Source organism: Massilia sp. BAP21 (genome assembly GCF_057801335.1).
Genome location: NZ_CM173596.1, coordinates 4,365,508 through 4,386,517 on the forward strand (window position 1 = coordinate 4,365,508; position 21,010 = coordinate 4,386,517).

Annotated in this window: 13 protein-coding genes; 8 read left to right on the top strand and 5 right to left on the bottom strand. The window is 66.7% G+C overall.

Features of this window, described 5'->3' with window-relative positions:
* Positions 1-6: 6 nt before the first annotated feature.
* Positions 7-2,652, bottom strand: a complete 2,646-nt coding sequence (gene pepN / locus ACWYRN_RS19400) for an aminopeptidase N (protein ID WP_488689258.1) — start codon at positions 2,650-2,652, stop codon at positions 7-9.
* 229 nt (positions 2,653-2,881) lie between these two features.
* Complete coding sequence (locus ACWYRN_RS19405; RefSeq protein ID WP_488689260.1) at positions 2,882-3,940, bottom strand: alkene reductase; 1,059 nt, start codon at positions 3,938-3,940, stop codon at positions 2,882-2,884.
* A 129-nt stretch (positions 3,941-4,069) separates the two neighbouring features.
* On the opposite strand from ACWYRN_RS19405, the gene sugE reads away from it, so the two are divergent.
* Entirely contained in the window at positions 4,070-4,390 is a 321-nt protein-coding gene (gene sugE / locus ACWYRN_RS19410) for a quaternary ammonium compound efflux SMR transporter SugE (RefSeq protein ID WP_290425226.1), read from the top strand.
* Between the two features lie 340 nt (positions 4,391-4,730).
* Here sugE and ACWYRN_RS19415 read toward each other — a convergent pair whose 3' ends face one another.
* Both ACWYRN_RS19415 and ACWYRN_RS19420 read right to left on the bottom strand, forming a co-directional pair.
* A complete protein-coding gene (locus ACWYRN_RS19415; protein ID WP_229435270.1) occupies positions 4,731-4,979 on the bottom strand; it encodes a DUF3297 family protein in 249 nt (82 codons plus the stop codon).
* Between the two features lie 82 nt (positions 4,980-5,061).
* Positions 5,062-8,247: a hybrid sensor histidine kinase/response regulator gene (locus ACWYRN_RS19420; RefSeq protein ID WP_488689262.1), complete on the bottom strand. Its 3,186-nt coding sequence runs from the start codon at positions 8,245-8,247 to the stop codon at positions 5,062-5,064.
* A gap of 210 nt (positions 8,248-8,457) precedes the next feature.
* Here ACWYRN_RS19420 and ACWYRN_RS19425 point away from each other — a divergent pair, with 210 nt between their 5' ends.
* From ACWYRN_RS19425 to ACWYRN_RS19455, 7 genes are all read left to right on the top strand, one after another.
* Positions 8,458-9,213 (top strand): helix-turn-helix transcriptional regulator, encoded by a 756-nt coding sequence (locus ACWYRN_RS19425; protein ID WP_488689264.1) that lies wholly within the window; start codon positions 8,458-8,460, stop codon positions 9,211-9,213.
* Positions 9,214-9,522: 309 nt separating this feature from the next.
* Positions 9,523-14,769 (top strand): phospholipase effector Tle1 domain-containing protein, encoded by a 5,247-nt coding sequence (locus ACWYRN_RS19430; protein WP_488689266.1) that lies wholly within the window; start codon positions 9,523-9,525, stop codon positions 14,767-14,769.
* 19 nt (positions 14,770-14,788) lie between these two features.
* Positions 14,789-15,334 carry a hypothetical protein gene (locus ACWYRN_RS19435; RefSeq protein ID WP_488689268.1) on the top strand — a complete coding sequence of 182 codons (546 nt, stop codon included), beginning with the start codon at positions 14,789-14,791 and terminating at the stop codon, positions 15,332-15,334.
* 73 nt (positions 15,335-15,407) lie between these two features.
* Positions 15,408-15,953: a hypothetical protein gene (locus ACWYRN_RS19440; RefSeq protein ID WP_488689270.1), complete on the top strand. Its 546-nt coding sequence runs from the start codon at positions 15,408-15,410 to the stop codon at positions 15,951-15,953.
* A 276-nt stretch (positions 15,954-16,229) separates the two neighbouring features.
* Positions 16,230-18,155, top strand: coding sequence for a PAS domain-containing hybrid sensor histidine kinase/response regulator (locus ACWYRN_RS19445; protein ID WP_488689272.1), 1,926 nt, complete (start codon positions 16,230-16,232; stop codon positions 18,153-18,155).
* A gap of 91 nt (positions 18,156-18,246) precedes the next feature.
* Positions 18,247-19,200, top strand: a complete 954-nt coding sequence (locus ACWYRN_RS19450; RefSeq protein WP_488689274.1) for a DMT family transporter — start codon at positions 18,247-18,249, stop codon at positions 19,198-19,200.
* A 53-nt stretch (positions 19,201-19,253) separates the two neighbouring features.
* The gene (locus ACWYRN_RS19455) at positions 19,254-19,733 is read left to right on the top strand and encodes a VOC family protein (RefSeq protein ID WP_488689276.1); all 480 of its coding nucleotides are present in this window, start codon (positions 19,254-19,256) and stop codon (positions 19,731-19,733) included.
* A gap of 346 nt (positions 19,734-20,079) precedes the next feature.
* Here the strand turns inward: ACWYRN_RS19455 and yghU are convergent, their stop codons facing one another.
* Positions 20,080-20,931 carry a glutathione-dependent disulfide-bond oxidoreductase gene (gene yghU / locus ACWYRN_RS19460; RefSeq protein ID WP_488689277.1) on the bottom strand — a complete coding sequence of 284 codons (852 nt, stop codon included), beginning with the start codon at positions 20,929-20,931 and terminating at the stop codon, positions 20,080-20,082.
* Positions 20,932-21,010 lie beyond the last annotated feature (79 nt).

Below are 21,010 nucleotides of genomic sequence, written 5' to 3' on the forward strand. Positions count from 1 at the left end.
GGCGGCTTACTTCACCGTCATGGCTTGCTCCATGCGCACGCAGCGCCCGTCTTCCTGCAGCGTATCGAGCAGGGCGCGGCGGGTGCCGGCCGACAGCTCGGTGTACTTGCCTGCCGCCGCTTCCAGGCGCTCCACGCTGGCCGGGGTGCAGGTGGCCGGAATCAGGGAGCCTGCATACGAGCGCATGTAGACCGGGCCGGCCTCCTTGTCGATGGCCGGCAGTTTGGCCAGGCGCGCCGCGGCGGTCTGCTCTGACAGCGCGCCCTGCTCGGCCGGGTACAGGCTGCCCATCGCGGTGCGGATCTTCGAGAACGGCTGCTTCGTCTGCAGGTCTTCGACGGTGGCCAGCCACTGCGATTTGACCTGCGCGTCCGGACGCACGACGGTGGCGGCAATCGCCGCGGCCTGGCCGGTATCCGACTTGTCGCGCGCGGCTTCGCTTTCCACCAGCGCGCTAGCGCCGGCCACGTTGTAGCGGTTCAGGCGGCGGATGATGGACCAGCGCAGGTCCTGGCTCACGTTCAGGCCTTCGACCGTGGTGCTGCCGGCCAGGATGCCTTGCAGGCGTTCGAGTGCCGCCGGGCTGGAGGCCAGGTTCAGCCAGGTGCCGAACCAGGCGCGCTGGAAGTTCTCGTTGCCCTTGTTCGCCTGCACGCCGTTCCAGGCCATGTCTTCCAGCTGGACGCGGGTTTGCTTGGCCCAGGTCGAATCCAGGTTCATCGCGTCCAGGTACTGGCTAGACGCGGCCACCTTGCCGAGCACGTCGTTCAGCAGCGTGTAATCCTTTTCCAGCGGCGCATTCGTCAGCGCGGTCTGGATAAACTCGTTCAGCGGCAGCTGGCCGTCACGCACGCCATCCCACAGGCTTTGCCACAGCATCGAGCGCAGCAGGGCGTCGTCGACTTTCGACAGGTTGGCGCGCGCCGTCGCGAACGAGCGCTTGTCCAGCTGCACCTTGACGAAGCCCCAGTCCTGGTAGTTCGGGTAGACCAGGTCCGGGCAGGCCGTGCCGACCAGGCCAGGTACCTTGGTTGCGGCGCCGGAATAGGTGACCGCCACGTTCTGGGCCAGGGCCAGCTTGCCGCCCTCGACCTTGAAGGTGCCGATCTGCACGCGCTGTTCGCGCAGGGTCGGCAACGCCTTGCTTGGCGCGGTCTGCTTCAGCGTGAACGAGGAGATCTTGCCGGCCTTGCAGGAGAAGTCGGCGGTCACCGTGTTCACGCCCGCTTCGTACAGCCACTGGCGGGTCCAGCCGGAGAGGTCGCGGCCGGCCGCTTCGCCCAGGCTGCCGATGAAGTCTTCCAGCTTGGCGTTCTGGTAGCTGTACTTGGCCAGGTAGTTGTGCACGCCCTTGCGGAAGACTTCCGCACCCAGCAGGTGGCGCAGCTGGGCCAGGGTCGAGGCGCCCTTCGAATAGGTAATCGCGTCGATGTTGTCGAAGGCGTTCGCGGTCGAGGCCACCGGCACCTCGATCGGGTGGGTGGTGACCTTCTGGTCCTGGGCGTAGGCCGCCTGCTTGCCGCCCGAGTAGAAGGACTGCCAGGCGTCCTTGAACTCGGTCGCTTCGGCGGTGGCCAGGGTGCCCATGAAGGAAGCGAAGCTTTCGTTCAGCCACAGGCCGTTCCACCACTGCATGGTGACCAGGTCGCCGAACCACTGGTGCGCCATCTCGTGCATGATCACCGAGGCCAGCGACTGGCGCTGGGCGTCGGTCATCTTCGCCTTGTGCAGGAAGCGGCCTTCGGCAAAGGTGATGGCGCCGGCGTTTTCCATGGCGCCGTACAGGAAGTCCGGCACCAGCAACTGGTCGTATTTCTCGAACTGGTAAGGAATGCCGAAATACTGGTCGAAGAAGACCAGGCCATCTTTCGTGTAGCGGAACCAGTCTTCCGGCGTCACCTGGGCCGCCACCGACTGGCGCGCGAACAGGCGCATCGGGTACTTGCCGCTCTTGTCTTCCCATACTTTATAGGGGCCGGCGTGCAGCGAGAAGTTGTAAGGGCTGAGCTTTTTCGTGGTCGGGAAAGTCCAGCGGCGCAGGGCGCCCAGGTCTTCGATCTTCGTTTCGCGGGTGGTCGAGACCACGTGCCAGTCGGCCGGTGCGGTGGCCGTTACCTGGTAGGTCGCTTTCAGGTCGGGCTGGTCGAACACGGCGAACATCTGGTGCGCGGCGGCCGGCTCGAAATGGGAATAGGTGTAGACGCGGCCATCGACCGGGTCGACCATGCGGTGCAGGCCTTCGCCGTTGGTGCTGTGCAGGCGCTCGTAGGCGATGACGACGGTGTTGCGGCCCTTGGCCAGGTCGCTTGCTGCGATGGTGACGAACCAGTTGTTGTACTTCGCGTCCACCTGCTTGCCGTTGACCGTCACCGATTTGACGGTTGCCTTGTCGAGGTCGATGGTGAGGGGCGCCGTGTTATCGGCCAGGTCGAAGCTGGCGTTGGTGACGCCGCTGAAGGTTTCCTTGCCGGTCAGTGCGAATTCCAGGGCGTAGGCGACGTTCGACACGCGTGCCGAGCGGGCGGCGGCATCCTGTTGCGAGAGGAAGGCGTTTTCGGCGCGGACTGGGGTGGAAGGCGCTGCGTGGGCGGCGCTGAACACAAAAACGGATGCGACGGCAAGCGCCATGGCGCGTGGTGCGAAGATATTCAATGCGGTTCCTTGTGAACGTGCCACGAGCGGCACGGATGCGAATCGCGCAAGAATATCATGAGTGCAACCGTGGAGGGCAGGGGATGGCGAGAGCCAGGCCCTGGCCGGAGAGGGCGGCGGTCGCCGCCCGGTCTTCTCTCGATGCACCATGAACTTATATATGCATAACGCCCGTATTGACGGGCGTTATGCGTTTCAAACAAGGCAGCGCAGGGCCGCCTCGTGGGGCTTATGCCGACAGTGCCGGGTAGTCCGTATAACCCTCGCTGCCCTGGCCGTAGATGACTTCCGCGCGCAGCGGATTCAGCTCGGCGCCTTGCTGCAGGCGTTGCGGCAGGTCCGGGTTGGCGATGAACCAGAGGCCGAAGGCGATCGCGTCGGCCTTGCCTTCGGTGAGCAGCTTCTCGGCGGTCTCGACCGACATCTTTTCGTTGGCGATGAAGGGGCCGCCGAATTCCTGCTTCAGCAGCGGGCCGAGACTGTCTTCGCCCACGGCTTCGCGCGCGAAGATAAAGGCGATACCGCGCTTGCCCAGCTCACGTGCGACGTAGCCGAAGGTTTCGGCCGGGGTCGAATCGCCCATGTCGTGCGAATCGCGGCGCGGCGCCAGGTGCATGCCGACGCGGTCGGCGCCCCAGACGTCGATGCAGGCGTCGGTGACTTCCAGCAGCAGGCGCGCGCGGTTCTCGATCGAGCCGCCGTATTCATCGGTGCGCTGGTTCGTGCTGTCTTGCAGGAACTGGTCGAGCAGGTAGCCGTTGGCGCCGTGCACTTCCACGCCGTCGAAGCCGGCCAGTTTCGCGTTCTCGGCGCCCTTGCGGTAGGCGGCCACGACCTCGGCGATTTCCGCCGTTTCCAGCGCGCGCGGGGTGGTGTACTCGCGCTTTGGACGCACCAGGCTCACGGTGCCGGCCGGCTTGATGGCGCTCGGCGCGACCGGGGCGGCGCCGTCCAGGAAGACCGGGTCGGAAATACGGCCGACGTGCCACAGCTGCAGCACGATGCGCCCGCCGGCGGCGTGCACGGCGTCGGTGACTTTCTTCCAGCCTGCCACCTGCTCGTCGGACCAGATGCCCGGGGTATCGGCGTAGCCGACGCCCATCGGGGTCACCGAGGTCGCTTCGGACAGGATCAGGCCGGCGCTGGCGCGCTGGACGTAGTATTCGGCCATGAGGTCGTTCGGCACGCGGCCTTCGCCGATGGCGCGGGCGCGGGTCAGCGGCGCCATGATGATGCGGTTCGGCAGCTCCAGGGCGCCGATCTTGATCGGGTCAAACAGGGTGGTCATTCTTGCTCCTTCTGCGAAATAAGCTGGCGGTCATCTTAAGGGATGCGCGAAATTCCTGCCGAGACCGGTCCAATTTCACTTCCGCGGGTATACTTCGCCCGGTTTTCACGATGAATGGAAAGGTGGAGGATGAGCTGGTTTTACCTGGTGATTGCGGGCCTGCTGGAAGTGGCCTGGGCGGTGGGCTTGAAGTACACCGAAGGATTCACGCGGCCGGTGATCTCCGGCTTCACGCTGCTGGCGATGCTGGGCAGCGTCGGCATGCTGGGCCTGGCGCTGAAGGAGCTACCGCTGGGCACGGCGTATGCGGTGTGGACCGGGATCGGGACCATCGGCACGGCGGTGTTCGGGATGTGGATGCTGGGCGAGCCGGCCGGTGCGGTGCGGCTTGGATCGATCGGCCTGATCGCGTTGGGGATCATCGGCCTGAAGCTGGTGGCGCATGCTTGATCGGGAACGTGTCGGCGTTTCGTAGGGTGGGCACCTGTGCCCACGCGGTGAGGCGCTCGCGTGGATGCGGCTCCGTTCACACGGCGGCGGATACACGTCGAAACGGCACGAAGAGATCAGTCGAGACAGCGATGCTCTTCAAGCCGCGGGTTGGATGACGGCGCGGCACGTGGCCAATGGATGCGTGCGTACCGCGTGGGCACTTCGTCATTGATGCCCCCGGCATCAATGACCCCACCGTACGATCGACGGCGCGTCATCAATTTGCGATATACCGTCGCATGCGGACGAAAAAAAGGCGCCACATCGGGCGCCTCGGGTTATGTCACACGCAAATCGATCAGCGGTAAAACGCCTCGACCTTGCCCTTCAGCTTGATCAGCATCGGCTTGCCCTTGCGGTCGAGCGTCTTGCCGGCGGCGACCTTGATCCAGCCTTCGCTGAGGCAGTATTCTTCGACGTCGAAGCGGTCCTTGTCGTTGAAGCGGATGCCGATGTCGTTCTGGAACACGTCGCGGTTATGGAAAGGGCTGCTCGGGTCGATCGAGAGCCGGTCTGGGAGCGGGGGGAGGGTGGCGGTATCGTTCATGGGCCGAATTATCCACCAGAACCGCGCGCCTTACAACGGCGCGCACCGCTGACCGTACTTCGGTCCGCCATCAGCCCGCAGTTCAGCCGATCTTGCGCCGCGCCGCCGCCAGCCCCAGGATGCGCTCCAGGTCCCCCGCCGCGGCGGGCTTGGTCAGGTGGGCGTCGAAGCCCGAGGTTTTCGAGCGCTCCCGGTCCAGCTCGCCGCCCCAGCCGGTCAGGGCGGCCAGCATGATGTCTTCGTTGCCGGGCATCGCGCGGATCGCCCTGGCCACCTCATAGCCGTTCAGGCTGGGCATGCCGATGTCGAGGATGGCCAGGTCCGGGCGCAGCTTCTCGACCAGGCGCAGCGCCTGCAGGCCGTCGTGGACCGGCTCGGCCGTGTGCCCGGCCGCTTCCAGCAGCACGCTGAGGATGTTCGCCGCGTCGACATTATCGTCGGCCACCACGATGCGCAGGCCGCCCGCGGCTGGCGCGCGCTCTTCCTCCGGTACGTGCGCCGCTTCCGGACGCCCGCCGTCCGCCAGCGGCAGCCTGAGCGTGAAGGTGGTGCCTTGCCAGGGCCCCGGGCTGCTGACCTCGACACTGCCGCCATGCATGCCAGCCAGGCTGCGCACCAGCGACAGGCCGATGCCCAGGCCGCCCTGGGCGCGGCCCATGTTGCGCGACACCTGGCTGAACATCTCGAACACATGCGCCTGTTCCTCGAGCGGAATGCCCATGCCGCTGTCGCGCACCTCGATCACGGCCATGCGGTCCTCGGCCCTGGCGGCGATGCAGATCCGGCCGCCCTGGGGCGTGTACTTCACCGCGTTCGTCAGCAGGTTGCCGAGGATTTGCGCGAGGCGGGTCGGGTCGGCATGCAGGATCAGCCCTGGCGGCGGCAGCGTCATGTCGAGCCGGTGGCGTGCGGCCTGGGCGGCGGGCAGGGAGGTCTCGACGGCATTCCGGATGGCCTGCGCGAGGTCGATGTAGTCCTTCTGCAGCACGATCTTGCCGCTGTTGATGCGCGAAACGTCCATCAGATCGTCGATCAGGTGCACCATCTGCCTGAGCTGGCGGTCCATCATCTCGTGGATCTTGCCGCTCGCGGCGGCATCAAGTCCGGCCCGGCGCATCAGGTCCAGCCCGGTGCGCAGCGGGGCCAGCGGATTGCGCAATTCGTGCGCGAGCGTGGCCAGGAACTCGGTCTTGCGCCGGTTCGCTTCCGACAAGTCGGCGGCCAGCTGGCGCAGCTCTTCCTCGGCCTGGCGGCGCGCCGTGATGTCGGTGAACAGGATACCGATGCGCAGCTCGTCCGGCGCGCCGATCGGCATCGCATACACGTCCCACCAGTAGCCCATGGCGGCCGAATGCTCGACGAAGCGCGTCGCCTCGCGCTCCACGGCCACCCGGCCATAGCGTTCGATCCACTTCGGTTCGATGTCCGGCACCATTTCGCGGATGGTCTTGCCGGCCGCGTCGACCAGGCCGGACTGCTTTTCCATGGCGGCGTTGACTTCCTCGAAGCGGTAGTCGTAGGGCTTGCCCGCGGCGTCGACCAGCACCTGCACGATGCCGAAGGCCTCGTCGATAGAGCTGATCAGTTTGCTGTAGCGCTCCTGGGTCGTGCGCAGCTGGTCCTGGGCTTCCTTCTGCTGCGTGATGTCGATGGTGACCCCGGCCAGGATCGCCGGCGCGCCGTCGGCGTCGAAGTCGACCCGTCCGCGCGCGTTGATCCAGCGGTAGCCGTGCTCGGAATCGGTGACGCGGTAGGTGGCGCGGTAGGGCTGGCGGGTGGCGATCGACAGGTCGATCAGGCGCGTGACCTCGTCCAGGTCGTCGGGATGGATCGAGGCGATGTAGCGCTCCAGCGTGGCGTCCGCGGTTGCGCCTTCCGGCACGCCGAACAGCTTGGCCAGGTTGCGGTCGGCCATCAGGTGGTTGTTGCGGATGTCCCAGATCCAGCTGCCGACTTCGCCCGCCGACAGCGTGGCCTCGAGCCGGATGCGGGCGTCGCGCAGCGCCTCTTCGTTGCGCTTGCGCTCGGTGATGTCGGCGGCGGTGCCGATGATGCGCAGCCCGCCGGCGTCGTCGGTCTGCGGCATGCCGCTCAGTTCCAGCCAGTGCAGGCCGGTCTCCGGCCGGCGGTAGAAACGGCCGGTGAACTGGAAGCGGGCGCCATGGCGGATGGCCTCGCCGGTGGCCTGGTGGAAGGCGTCCACGTCGTCCGGATGGAGGCGGTTGGCAATCAGTTCCTCCGCGGTCAGGATGGCGGAGCCCGGCGCCATGCCGAAGATCTCGTACATGCGCTCGTTTTCCCAGGTGCCGGTGTCGTGGGTCACGTCCCAGGTCCAGATGCCGAGCCCGGCCGCCTCGGCCGCCAGGTGCAGCTGGGCCTGGGTCTTGCGCTCGCGGTCTTCCGATTCCTCGGCGGCAATGCGCTTGCCCTGCTCGCGCAGGGTTTCGTCGCGCGCAGCGCTGGCCGCGTGCACCGCGCTCACGTCGTTCATCGAGATCACGGCGCCGAGGATCTGGCCTTCGGCGTCGCGCATCGAGCGGCCGGTCACTTCCACGTCGTGGCGCCTGCCGCCGGCGGACAGCACCGTGACCCGGGCGCTGTCGACGCGTTCGCCGCGCAGGGCGCGGTACAGCGGCAGCTCGTCCTCGGCCAGCAGGGTCGCGCCGTCGGCGCGGTAGAGACGGTAGTGTTCGGCCCACTGTTCGGGCGGCAAAGGCTGTTCCTCGCGGCCATGGATGGCGCGCGCAGCGGCGTTGAAGAATGTCAGCTTGCCTTCGGGATCGCAAGCAACGATGCCGTTTTCCACGCTTTCCAGCACCGCGCCCAGGAACGAGCGCTCCTCGGCGCGCGCACGGTGCGGCGCCTCACCTTGTTCCGCCGAGGTATAGCCCTCGCGCATGATTTTGCAAAAGCCGAGCACGGTCTTGCCGTCCTCGTCCAGGATGCTGTTGACGGTGCCGTCGCAGAACACCGTGCTGCCATCCTTGCGCAGGTGCCAGCGCACGTCGGAGCAACGCCCCAGCCTGAGCGCGGTGCCGAGTTCGGTGCCTGGCGCGTCCGTTGCCCGGTCTTCGGGCGTGAAGATGATATGCGCCGGCTGGCCGATGGCTTCCTGCGCGCTCCAGCCCAGCAAGCGCTCGGCGCCGTGCGACCATTCCAGGATGATGCCTTCGCTGTCGAGCATGATCATGCCGAACTCGAGGGCATGGCGGGCAAGCAGGCGGTAGCGCTGGTCGGAGGAGAGCTGGTGCAGGGGGCGTGATGGCATGGCGGGGCGATGGCTGGGTCAGCCGTCAATAAAGGTCATCAATACGCTTTCTGCGGCACCGCAGCGCCATCCCCGTGCAAGAGATTTCCTACAAGAAGTGAAATCGCCGGCGCTTCCGTTTTACATGGTTGCGCTGCAGGCCGCTGCGCGACCGGCAATCGATTGTGCAGCATGCTAGACTGCCGCTTCGACCGACCTCCCGCAAGCGCCGTGCCGCTCCTCCAACCTTCTCCCGTCGACCTGGCGATCCGCAGCTATGGCGCCGCCCTCGACGCCGACCGCCATGACTTTGCCCAGCTGGTGCTGCCGCTGGCGGGCGAGGTGCAGCTCGACATCGATGGCCGGGCCGGACGGCTCGACCCGCTGCATGGCGCCTTCGTGGCGCCGCAGGCCTGGCATGCGCAGACCGGCGCGCCGGGCAACCGTTCCCTCATCGTGGACATCGGGCGCGGCGCCATGACCCACGGCGCCTTCGAGCGCCTGGCCGAGCGGCCGTTCACCGCGCTCGGGCCGGGTGCGCGCAAGCTGGTCGAGTACATGGGCATCATGCGCGCGGCGCAGCCGGTGAATCCAGCCCTGCTGCAGGGCTGGACCGGGCTGCTGCTCGACACCCTGGCCTTCGATGCGCCGCAGCCGCGCTCACGCCTGGCGCTGCTGCTGGCCCAGGTGCAGGCGCAACCGGGCTTACCCTGGAGCACCGAGTCGATGGCGGATGCGGCACGCATGAGCGTGAGCCGCCTGCACGCGCTGTTCCGCGCGGAACTCGACACCAGCCCGCACGCGTGGCTATTGCAGCAGCGCCTGGACTTCGCCTGCCGCCGCCTGGCCGATACCCGGCTCCCGATCGCCGCAGTGGCGCTGGAAGCGGGCTTTTCCGACCAGAGCGCCCTCAGCCGCGCCATGCGGCGCCACCGCGACACCACGCCCGCCCTTTGGCGGCGCAGCTGCGCAACGCAGCACGCTTGAGCACCTTGCTTGCCGGCAAAGGCAAGCCGAACACACATGGTACGGAAGCACAGCGCCGCGCAGGTGCCTGCAACGGTGTTCGCCCGTGGCGATATGGCTTAGACCGCGAACGAGCCCGGTAGTCCAGTGCCCATTCATGGCCGGCAATAACGGCGCCTGTGGGAATGTGTGATATTCGTGGCAACTTTTTTATGTATAGTCGCGTCGACATGCCGCGACGCAGCACCTGTCGTGTCATCCGGCCAGTCATAGACGCCCATTCCGTTCGATCGCCACGCCGTCCAGCGCGGCAGAAATAGTTGAGCCCAAATGAACCGTTCGCGCCACTTCCATCGCCGCGCCTTGCCGGCACCTGCAGGAACCGCATCCGCCAGCCTGCCGTCCGCGCCCCGCAGCTTCATCGGCGTCGCCTTGCTGGCGCTGCTCTTCGTCAGCAAGGGCGGCCTGGCCGAGACGCCCATCTGGCAGCCGCCATGCGCGCCGAACATGAGCTGCGCACCCGGCACGCCGCCGGCGACGCCCACGCCATTCCCCACGCCCACGCCAACCCCGACCCCGCCGCCGTCGTGCGCGCCGGGCGTGGGCGGTTCCCCCTGCAACGCCGCAGCGGGCAACCCGATCAATACGATGACGGGCAATAAATTCCAGCGCGAGGTCGACATGGCGCCCCTGCCGGGCGTGCTGGGCCTGGAAATCGTGCGCTACTACAACAGTGCGTTCAGCGGCATGGGCGGTTCGACCAACCTGGTCGGCCGCGGCTGGAAGCTGTCGTATGAAGTCGAGCTGCATGGGAGTGCGACGGCGATCCAGATCATCGAAGCCGACGGCACGCGCCGCATCTTCAGCCGCGACCCGCGCAATCCCAGCCTGTGCGCCAGCGCCGATCCGGCCCAGGGCACGGTCCGGGTGAGCCGCAGCGGCCGGGGCGACGAATTCTTATGGCAGCAGAACGACGGCACCCAGCTGAGCTTTAACAATGCAGGCAAGCTGATCCAGATACTGGCGCCAACCGGCGAGTTCGTCGCGCTGCAGCACGACCGCGCGGGGCTGCTGCTCAGTGCTACCGACCCGCAAGGGCGCCAGCTGCGCCTGAATTACCTCGACAGGCAGGCCGGCCGCGGCGGCGACGCTTTCCGTGGCGTTCAGTCGATCGACAGTCCCCTCGGCCGCTACAGCTACGGCCACGGGGCGCCGCTCCCGAAAGGCGCCAGCGTGGACAAGGCGCTGTTGCTGGCCAGCCTGGTGTCGGTGCGCTATCCCGACCAGCTGCAGGGACGCGATTACCACTACGAAAACGCGCAATTGCCGACCCTCCTCACCGGGATCAGCGTACGCGACGGCAAGGAGGTGAAACGCCTTTCCACCTACACCTACGGTGCGGACGGCCGGGCGATCGAAAGCAGCCTGGCCGGCAACAGCGGCCGCGTGCGCCTGGACTTCGGCGCGGCCGGCCAGACCGTGCTGACCAACAGCCTGGGGCAGAAGACGGTCTACCGCTACGGCGTGCTGGCCGGCGAGTACCGCCTGCTGGAAGTGCGCGGCGCCGGTTGCGCCCAGTGCAGCGAACCGAACATCCGCTATGGCTACGACGATCTCGGGCGCCTGGTCGAAGCCGTCAAGCTCGACGATGCCGGCCGCCCGGTGCAGGCATTGCGTACCGAACTCGACAGCCGCGGCCGTCCGGTGGCGGTGCGCCGGGTCCGCTACGCCGGCGGCAAGCCCGGCGCGCCGGAACCCGTGGTGCGTCACGAATACGCCCAGTTCGACGAGCCGACCCTGACTGCGCGCCCGAGTGTGGTCGCAGGCAAGGAAACGGTGACGCGCATCCGCTACAACGCGCACGGGCAGCCGCTGACGGTGACCGACAGCGGCTGGGCGCCGGCGACAAACCCTGGCGGCGCGCCGCAGCCGGTCGAGCGCAGCGTGCGCTACGTCTACCGCATCGTCAACGGCCGCAGCCTGTTGGCCGCCATCGATGGTCCTCTGCCCAACGGCAAGACCGGCACCCCGGCCGATTCCGACATCACGCAGTTCGAATGGGACGAGCGCGGCAACCGGATCGTGTCCGCCACCGCGCCGGGTAACGCGAGCGGCAAGTTCGGCTATGACGCGGCGGGGCGCATCGTCACCGTCGAGGCTGGCGGCAAGGCGACGGCGCTGGCCTACGACGGCCGCGGGCGCATGAGCGAAGTGCGCGTTGGCGGCGTCGCGCAGCGCACCCGCTACGACGCCCTGGATAATCCGGTCGAGGTCGGCACGAAAGGCCCGCGCGGCTACACGGCGCTGGCGCGCAACGGCTTCGACGACGCCGGGCGCCATGTGTGGAGCGTGTCGCACCTGGGCGTGGTGGAGCGGCGCCGCCTCGATGGCGAAGGGCATGTGCTCGAGCACAGCATGCGCAGCGGCCCGTTCGGCAATGTCCAGCGCTACGAGTACGACGGCTTCGGCCGCGTGATCGCCAGCGTCGACGGCGACGGCGCGGTACGCCGCATGCGCTACGACCTCCAGGGCCGGCCCGAGCTGCAGGTCGACGCGCTGGGCCGTACGACCCGCTACGACTACGATGGGCAGGGGCGGGTGAGCAGCATCACGCCGGCCAGCAACACGGCCTTTGCCCGCCTGCAGCCAACCGCCATCGGCTTCGAGTACGATGCCCAGGGCAACACCGCCGCGGTGCATGCTCCCACCGGCGGCGCCACGCGCACCGTGCACGACGACTTCGGCCGCGCCATTGCCGTGGCCAGCCCCGACAGCGGGTTGCGCGTGAACCGCTACGACGCGGCCGGGCGGCTGGTGGCCAGCCGCGATGCGCTGGGCAATACGGCCAGCTACGAATACGACGTGGCAGGGCGCATCCTGCGCCAGGTCGTCATGCATGCGGCGCCCGGGCAGGGGCAGGGCAGGCGCGTCACCACCGAATGGAAATACGAAGGGGGCAGGCTGGTCGCCCTCGAGCACCCCGACCAGCGCGAAAGCTACCGCTACGACGAAGCGGGCCGTATCGTGGCGCGCGCCGTCAGCCTGGTGCTGAACAGCGGGGGCCGCGCCGAGAGCACCGCCCGCTACCGCTATGACGACGAAGGGCGGCTGGCCAGCAGCACGCTGCCGGACGGCAGCCTGCTGGAGTACGAGCGCAATGCGCAAGGACTGATCGTCGGGATGAAGCGCCATCGCATCCAGATCCGCTGGCTGCGCTGGTTGCTGCCGTCGCAGACCGTGGTGCAGGACGTGACCGGCTCGGTGGCCGGGATCGCCGGCTACACCTACGGCAACGGCGTGCAGGCGCGCCTGGTGCGCGGACCGAACGGGATGCTGGCGCAAGTGCTGCATCGCCGGCCAGGGACTCGCGTGGCCGGCACGCAGCCGCCGCTGGCGGGGCTGTTCATGGACCGGCTGCTCGGCCTGCGCCCGGCGCATGCGGCGAGCGCCGACGCCCCGGCCCAGCCCGCAGCCACGCCAGGGAACCTGTCCGTGCTCGGCGCGCTCGGCGCACCCGCCGAGCCGGATGCACTGCTCGATTACCGCTACCTGTGGGACGTGCAGGGCAACCTGCTGCACCAGCGCGGGCGCGGCACGGCCAGCGATTACGCCTACGATGCGCAGGATCGGCTGATCGCCGCCGCCAGTGGCGCGCGCGGCGCGGCCACGCTCGACGGCGCGCGCGCACTGCACGCCGCGCGCTACTTCTACGATGGGGCCGGCAACCGCTTGCTGGCGCAGGAAGATGCGGCCGGCGCGGAAGGCGCCACGCTGCGCGTCAATTACAGCGGCGGCAATCGCGCGCAGCCGGCGCAAGGGGGTGCGGTCCGGTACGATGCCGCCGGCCAGCCGCTGGGTGCGGGTGGCCGGGAGTTCAGCCGGGAGTACGGCTGGGACGCGCACGGACGCCTGCTCTCTGTCAGGCAGGACGGCGCGCCCCTGGCCAGCTACCGCTACAACCACCGCGGCGAGCGGATCGCCAAGGCGGCCGGCAAGCTGCAGCGCCACTACCTGTACCGCGACCGCCGCATCGCCGCCGAACTCGATGCCGATGGCAAGCTGCTGCGCCAGTATTTGTACCTCGGGGACATGCCGGTCGAGGTCATCGACACCGCCGGCGGCACCGACCTGGCGGACGGGGAGCGCTCGGCTGTCGGGCAGGCCCTGGCCGATATCGGCACCGCGCTGGCGCACCTGTTTGGCCGCGCCGAGCGGCTCGGCTACCTGCATCACAACCATCTCGGCGCGCCGGAAGTGGTGAGCGATGCGGCGGGCAAGCCGGTGTGGCAGGCCAGCTATACGCCGTATGGCAAGCTGGTTCCGGCGGCAGGGCTGGCCGGCGGCTTCGAGATGAACCTGCGCCTGCCGGGGCAGTACGAGGATGGGGAAACGGGGCTGTATTACAACGACCACCGTTACTACGATCCGCGCCAGGGGCGGTACCTGTCGCCCGATCCGCTGGGGCTGCGCGCGGGGATCAATACCTATGCGTATGTGGCGGGGAACCCGCTCAAGTATGTCGATCCGAGCGGGCTGATTCTGTTTGCATTCGATGGGACCGGGAATAGCGACCCGGCCCCGAGTGGCGATTCGATCTCGAACGTGCGCAAGTTCTATCAAGCCTACGATGTCGTGAATAATGGACCAAGGTTCTACATCACCGGCATCGGGACGACCAATGAAGACATGCCTATCAAAGGAAATATGCTCAATGGTGACGGTTTCGATGAGCGGGTGGCGCTGGGCTTCAGTTTTCTCGATCGCTTCGTCGACAGTGACAGCGGCACCACGACGGTGGAAATCGACGTGGTCGGATTCAGCCGGGGCGCCGCGGAAGCCAGGGTATGGATGAATCTGTTGGTGGGGCGCCTGCAGGACGGAAAATACACTAGTGCGGGAGGCAAGTCGCGTTGCCTGAGTTTGCGTTTTGAAGGGCTATGGGACACCGTGCCGCACTTGGGCTATTTGAACGGTAGTGAATCCAATTATGATTTTTCCGTGCCGGGGCAGGTGAAATTCGCCGCGCATGCAGTGGCGCTGAACGAGCATCGAGGCGGATTGGCCAATTTCAATGGCCGCTCCATTTTGCAGACACCCGCTTCGCCGAATGGCGGTAACCGCATCGAAATGGGCTTTATTGGCAGCCATGCCGATGTTGGCGGTGGCTACGGCACGGGCGACCTTTCCGATGTCGCGCTCATGTGGATGATCAAGCAAGCAAAGGACCAGGGCATCAAGTTCCAGGACTCGGTCATCGTCGAGAGCGGTTGGACCACTGTGACGAACCCGATCCTGCACGATAAAAGCGGCAACAAGATTGACCCGGGCAACGCGCCGAACTACGGCGACCGCAATTTCGTCTATGGCGACGGCACCAAAGTCAAGCAAACCGAGGCAATCATTGGCAACAATACGGCATGGACGAAAGACTTTGTGAGCTACTATCAAATGTGGTGCGGGACCAGAAGTGCGCCCGTGGTTGGTCTGGTGGATATGCAAAAATACAGCGATTGGCTCCGGGGGCAAGGTGTGAATATCGACTATACCGTTCCATCCAACCCTCACCCTTGTAATTGAGCTTCCCATGAGACGAACCGTGATCAAGTCATTATTTGCAGGAGTCATCGGCATGCTTGGCGCCGGCTGTGTCGGGGCCGATGAAGGCCCCGGCATGATGCTGCATTTCGCCTCACTGAAGGAAGGGGTGGTCATTGCTTGCAAGGGCGGACGACTGGCTAGCGGAAAACGCTTCCCCGGCCCCGGTGCGCTTGGTCGAACCAGGGATTGGGTAACCGGCGGGGCGACCGAGGGCGCGGCACCAGACGGCCGGCAATTGCCTGAATGGGTGGAGTTCGAGTGGACCGAACACGTGGCCGACAAAGCGTACTCACTGGAAGAACTCAAGGCGCTTCCTCTTCATGTCGAACGGGTCGTCATCAGGGAGCGCGTGCCGCAAGATGTGATCGATGAAGTGATTCTCTCCAAGCGTGCAACTCCACCGGGGACATTACCGGACAAATCCCTCTGGTTGAATTTCGTCTGGACCGATAGCGGCATCAAGTTCCACTGGCGGCTCGAGTCAAGGAAGGCAGCACCGGAATACATGTTGCGATCCGGTGGCGATGTGATTGAAAGACCTTGACCTTCCCAAAGGAGATCAGTTTGCTGTTGCATCCCATCCTCGACCGCGTCATTGCGCCCCTATGAGACGTACCGTGATCAAGTCACTCCTTGCAGGGGTAATCGGCATGCTTGGCGCCGGTTATGTCGAGGCTGGCGAGGGCCCCGGGATGGTTTTGCATTTCGCCTCATTGAAGGAAGGGATTGTGGTTGTCTGCATGGGAGGGCGTTTGCCCAGCGGGAAACGCTTCCCCGGCCCTGGCGGACTCAGTCGAACCAAAGACTGGCTAACCGGCGGGAAAACTGAGGGGGCGGCACCGGACGGCCGACAATTGCCGGAATGGGTGGAGTTCGAGTGGACCGAATACGCCTCTGACAAGGATGATTCAGTAAAAGAACTTGGGCCGCTTCCTGTACACGTAGAGCAGGTCGTCATCAGAGAGCGCGTGCCGCAAGATGTGATCGAAGAAGTGATTCGCTCCAAGCTTGCCACCCCGCCGGGAAAATTGCCGGACAAATCCCTTTGGTTGGATTTCGTCTGGACTGACAGCGGAATCAAGTTTCATTGGCGGCTCGAGTCAATAAGGGCGGCACCGGAATACACTTTGCGGTCCGGTGGCGATGTCATCGAAGGATCTTGACCTTCAAAAGGCAGGCCAGGGTGCCCATGTTTGATTCGGTAAAGACGCAAAAACGCGGAGGCTGGCTCAAACTCCACACCCCCCAGCACGGTTGAACCGGCTCACTTGCCGAGGAGGCAAGAAAGCACTTACACTGCATGCGGGGCGCCAAGCGGCGCCCCGCGCGCGTTGTAGCGCATGTGCCGTGTGCGTGCGTTTGCCTTCGTTTTGCGCAAGTCTGCGCGCGGGCGCTTGTTGTGTTCACCTGGACCTTGCCCGGCCCGGCAAGGAATTGCGATGCATTCCTCATCCTTATTCGAGTCGGTTTTCAATCACGCGCCGATCGGCAACTACCTGCTGTCGCCCACGCCCGAGGCCATCGTCCTGGCCGTAAACGACGCCTTCCTGGCCGCGTCCGGCCGCACGCGCGAGGAAATGGTCGGCGTCAGCCTGTTCACCACCTTTCCCGCCGACCCCAACGATCCCACCGACGACAGCGAGACCGTATTGCGCGCCTCGCTCGCGCGTGCGGTCGCCAGCGGCAAACCCGACAGCCTGCCGACGGTGCGCTATCCGATCCCGGTCACGCAGGCCGATGGCAGCGTGTGCTTCGAGGAACGCTTCTGGAACGCGATCAGCACACCGCTGTTCGATGCCGACGGCCGCATCCTGTGCGTGTCCCACTCGACCAGCGACATCACCGAGCAGGTGCGGGCGGCGGCCGCGCTGCGCGAGAGCGAAAAGCGTTTCCGCGCCCTGACCGATGCCGCCGCCGACGTGGTCTATACCATGAGCCCGGACTGGAGCGAAATGCACCAGCTCGACGGCCGCGGCTTCCTGAAGGACACCACCGGCTCCGACGAATCCTGGCTCGACGACTACATCCCGTCCGAGGAGCGCGTGCGCGTGCGCCAGGCCATCGACACGGCGCGCCGCAACAAGGCGGTGTTCGAGCTCGAGCACAGGGTGCTGCGCGCCGACGGCAGCTGCGGCTGGACCCTGTCGCGCGCGGTGCCGATGCTCGACGCCGAGGGCGAGATCTACGAATGGATCGGCGCCGCCAACGACGTGACCGAGCGCCGCGAAGCCGAGGAAAAGCTGCGCCAGGCCGACCGCCACAAGGACGAATTCCTGGCCATGCTGGCGCACGAGTTGCGCAACCCGCTGGCGCCGCTGGGCGCGGCCGCCCAGTTGCTGCAGATGGGCCAACCCGACGAAGCGCGGGTGCGCCACACCAGCCAGATCATCGCCCGGCAAGTGCTGCACATGACGCACCTGATCGACGACCTGCTCGACGTCTCGCGCGTGACCAACGGCCTGGTGTCGCTGGACAAGGCGCCCGCCGAACTGAACCGCATCCTGGCCGAGGCGGTGGAGCAGGTGACGCCGTTGATGCGCGCACGCGAGCACGATTTTTCCTGCGCGTTCGCCCCAGGCACGGTGATGGTCGACGGCGACAGCAAGCGCCTGGTGCAGGTGGTGGCGAACATCCTGAACAACGCCGCCAAGTACACGCCGGAAGGCGGTAGCATTTCCCTGGCCGCCGAAGCCACCGCGGGCGACGTCTGCATCATCGTGACCGACAACGGCATCGGCATGGCGCCCCAGCTGGCGGCGCGCGCCTTCGACCTGTTTGCCCAGGCCGAGCGCAGCCCGGACCGTTCATCCGGCGGCCTTGGCCTGGGGCTGGCGCTGGTGCGCAGCCTGGTCGAGCTGCACGGCGGCAGCGTAGCATGCGACAGTGCCGGCGAAGGGCAGGGCAGCCGCTTCACCGTACGCCTGCCGCGCCTGCCTGCCGGGCAAGGCCCCGCGCAGCCCGAAGCCAGGGCGGGCACCGCGCACGATGTGGGCGGGGCGCTGCGCATCATGGTGGTGGACGACAACGTCGACGCCGCCTCGATGCTGGCCATGCTGCTCGAAATCGACGGCCACGAGGTGGCGGTGGAACACCATCCGCACCCGGCTTTGGAGCGGGCGCGCGCCGCGCCGCCCCAGGTCTGCCTGCTCGACATCGGGCTGCCCGACATGGACGGCAAGGAGCTGGCCCGGCGCCTGCGCGCCCAGCCGGAAACGGCAAACAGCCTGCTGGTGGCGATCACCGGCTATGGCCAGGACAGCGACCGCGCCTGTGCGCTGGACGCCGGCTTCGACCATTACCTGGTCAAACCCATCGATACGGCCAAGCTCGGCGATATCCTGGCCGAAGCCGGGGCCGCGGCGTAAGCCGGATTGAAGGATTTGCCAAGCTTGCAGTAGACGGCGCCAAGATTTTTCTCCTGCCGGCGTGCAGACTCTCCTTTCGAAGGAGAATCGCATGCACGCACAAACAACCTGGCGCGGTATCGGCGCCGGCATCGCCGCCGGCGCCTTGTGGGGGCTGGTGTTCCTGGCCCCTGAACTCACCCACGGCTTTACCTCGATGCAGCTGTCGGCCGGGCGCTACCTCGCCTACGGCCTGGTGGCGGCGCTGCTGATCGCACCCGGCTGGCGCCGCGTGAGCGCACGCCTGACGCGCAGGGAATGGTGGACCCTGGCCTGGCTCAGCCCTGCCGGCAACGTCGTCTACTACATCTTTCTTGCCAACGCAGTGCGCAGCGGCGGCGTGGCCATGGCTTCGCTGGTGATCGGCCTGTCGCCGCTGGCCGTGACGCTGTTCGGGCGGGACGAGCGGCAGGCGCTGCCACTGCGCCGTTTGCTGCCTTCGCTGCTGCTGGGCTTTGCCGGGCTGCTCTGCATCAGCTGGGAATCGCTGCGGCAGTCCGGGCCGGGCTCGCTGTTCGGGCTGCTGTGCGCGGTCGGGGCGCTGGCGTCGTGGACGATCTACGCGGTCGTGAACAGCCGGGTGCTGGCGCGGCTGACGGCGGTCACGGCGCACGAGTGGAGCTTGCTGACCGGGGTGATGACCGGCGCCCAGGCCCTGCTGCTGGCAGTACCGGCCTTCCTGTTGGCGTCGAACGTGCAGTCGGCGGCGGACTGGCTGCGCTTCACCGGCGTGGTGAGCGGGGTGGCCATCCTGTGCTCCATCATCGGCAATGGCTTGTGGAACGTCGCCAGCCGCGCGCTGCCCATGAGCCTGATGGGGCAGATGATCATCTTCGAGACCGTGTTCGCGGCCCTGTACGGCTGGCTGTGGGAAGCGCGCTGGCCGAGCGGGCTGGAGTGCGCGGCGATGCTGCTGCTGGTCGGCGGCGTGGTGTCCTGCGCCTCGGCGCACCGGACCGCGGCGCGAAAAGACCGGTCGCCGCAGGCCGGAAATGCGGTATGCTGATCGATGCACCAGCCTGTTGATCGACGCGTTTCCTCAACCTTGGGAGAAATAAAGTGACCAGCAAAAATACTGTATGCCTGTGGTACGACGGTACGGCCCTGGAGGCGGCGCAGTTCTATGCCGAGACCTTTCCCGATAGCGCAGTCGGCGACGTATTCCGTGCGCCGGCCGACTTCCCGGCGGGGAAAGCGGGCGACGTGCTGACGGTGTTGTTCACGGTGGCCGGCATCCCCTGCCTGGGCCTGAACGGCGGCCCGATGTTCAGGCACAGCGAAGCGTTTTCCTTCCAGATCGCCACCGACAGCCAGGAAGAGACCGACCGCCTGTGGAACGCGATTGTCGGCAATGGCGGGCAGGAAAGCGAGTGCGGCTGGTGCAAGGACAAATGGGGCCTGTCGTGGCAGATCACGCCGCGCGTGCTGACCGATGCCCTGGCCAACCCCGACCCGCAAGTGGGTCGGCGTGCCTTCGAAGCGATGATGACGATGCGCAAGATCGACGTCGCGAAGATCGAGGCGGCGGTGCGCGGCTGAGGAGAGGCGGCGTAGGGTGGTCGGCTACACCCGACGGCATGCCGGCCCGCAGCGTGTGCGCCGCCCACGCGTTCAGGCGGCAGGTGAGTCGCCAGGCAGGTTCGTCGGGCGGTCGGCAGCGTGTGCGCCGCCCACGCGTTCAGGTGGCAGGTGAGTCGCCAGGCAGGTTCATCGGGCGGTCGACAGCGTGTGCGCCGCCCACGCGTTCAGGCGGCAGGTGAGATGCCGCGCATGTTCATCAGCCGGTTGAACGCGTGGACGGCATCCATGCAGCGGGCCACGATACGGTCCGGGTGGAGCCGCCCACCCTACGCACGCTAGCCGGTGCCGCCACGCATACAAGCTGTCAATCCAGATCGGAGGCGTCGTGGCGCTCGGCCACTTGTTCTTCCGGCTTGCCGCGCACGCGGTTGACCTTGCGGCCGCGGATCACGGCCGGACGCGCCGCCACTTCCTTCGCCCAGCGGTTCAGGTGCTGGTACGCGTGCACCGCCAGGAACTCGGCGGCGTCGTAGATTTCGCCCTGCACCAGGCCACCGTACCAGGGCCAGATCGCCATGTCGGCAATCGTGTACTCGTCGCCGGCGATGAAGCGGTTGTTGGCGAGCTGGCGGTCGAGCACGTCGAGCTGGCGCTTGGCTTCCATGGCGTAGCGGTTGATCGCATACTCGATCTTTTCCGGCGCGTAGGCGTAGAAGTGGCCGAAGCCGCCGCCCAGCAGCGGGCCGGCGCCCATCTGCCAGAACAGCCAGTTCAGGGTTTCGGTGCGCTTGGCCGCATCCTTCGGCAGGAAGGCGCCGAATTTCTCGGCCAGGTAGAGCAGGATGGAACCGGACTCGAACACGCGCACCGGCGCATCGCCGCTGCGGTCCAGCAGGGCCGGGATCTTCGAGTTCGGGTTGACGTCAACAAAACCGCTGCCGAACTGGTCGCCCTCGTTGATCTTGATGAGCCAGGCGTCGTATTCGGCGCCGCCGTGGCCGGCGGCCAGCAGCTCTTCGAGCATGATGGTCACCTTCACGCCGTTCGGCGTGGCCAGCGAATACAGCTGCAGCGGATGCTTGCCGACCGGGAGTTCCTTCTCGTGGGTCGGCCCGGCGGTCGGGCGGTTGATGCTGGCGAAGGGACCGCCGTTGGCGGAGGGTACCCAGACCCTGGGCGGTTGGTATTCTGTTTGTTGATGCGACTGGTCAGTCATCCTGTTCTCCTCTGTATTGGGTGGACTTGCATGCCTGACCAGATTCTAGCCGCACTCGCCGGATGGCGCTGGCGGCGGA

Excerpts from the sequence above, each read along its gene's own strand:
- ACWYRN_RS19405 (WP_488689260.1), bottom strand. The coding sequence starts at position 3,940 with ATGACCACCCTGTTTGACCCGATCAAGATCGGCGCCCTGGAGCTGCCG.
- sugE (WP_290425226.1), top strand. The coding sequence starts at position 4,070 with ATGAGCTGGTTTTACCTGGTGATTGCGGGCCTGCTGGAAGTGGCCTGG.
- ACWYRN_RS19415 (WP_229435270.1), bottom strand. The coding sequence starts at position 4,979 with ATGAACGATACCGCCACCCTCCCCCCGCTCCCAGACCGGCTCTCGATC.
- ACWYRN_RS19420 (WP_488689262.1), bottom strand. The coding sequence starts at position 8,247 with ATGCCATCACGCCCCCTGCACCAGCTCTCCTCCGACCAGCGCTACCGC.
- ACWYRN_RS19430 (WP_488689266.1), top strand. The coding sequence starts at position 9,523 with ATGAACCGTTCGCGCCACTTCCATCGCCGCGCCTTGCCGGCACCTGCA.
- ACWYRN_RS19445 (WP_488689272.1), top strand. The coding sequence starts at position 16,230 with ATGCATTCCTCATCCTTATTCGAGTCGGTTTTCAATCACGCGCCGATC.
- ACWYRN_RS19450 (WP_488689274.1), top strand. The coding sequence starts at position 18,247 with ATGCACGCACAAACAACCTGGCGCGGTATCGGCGCCGGCATCGCCGCC.
- yghU (WP_488689277.1), bottom strand. The coding sequence starts at position 20,931 with ATGACTGACCAGTCGCATCAACAAACAGAATACCAACCGCCCAGGGTC.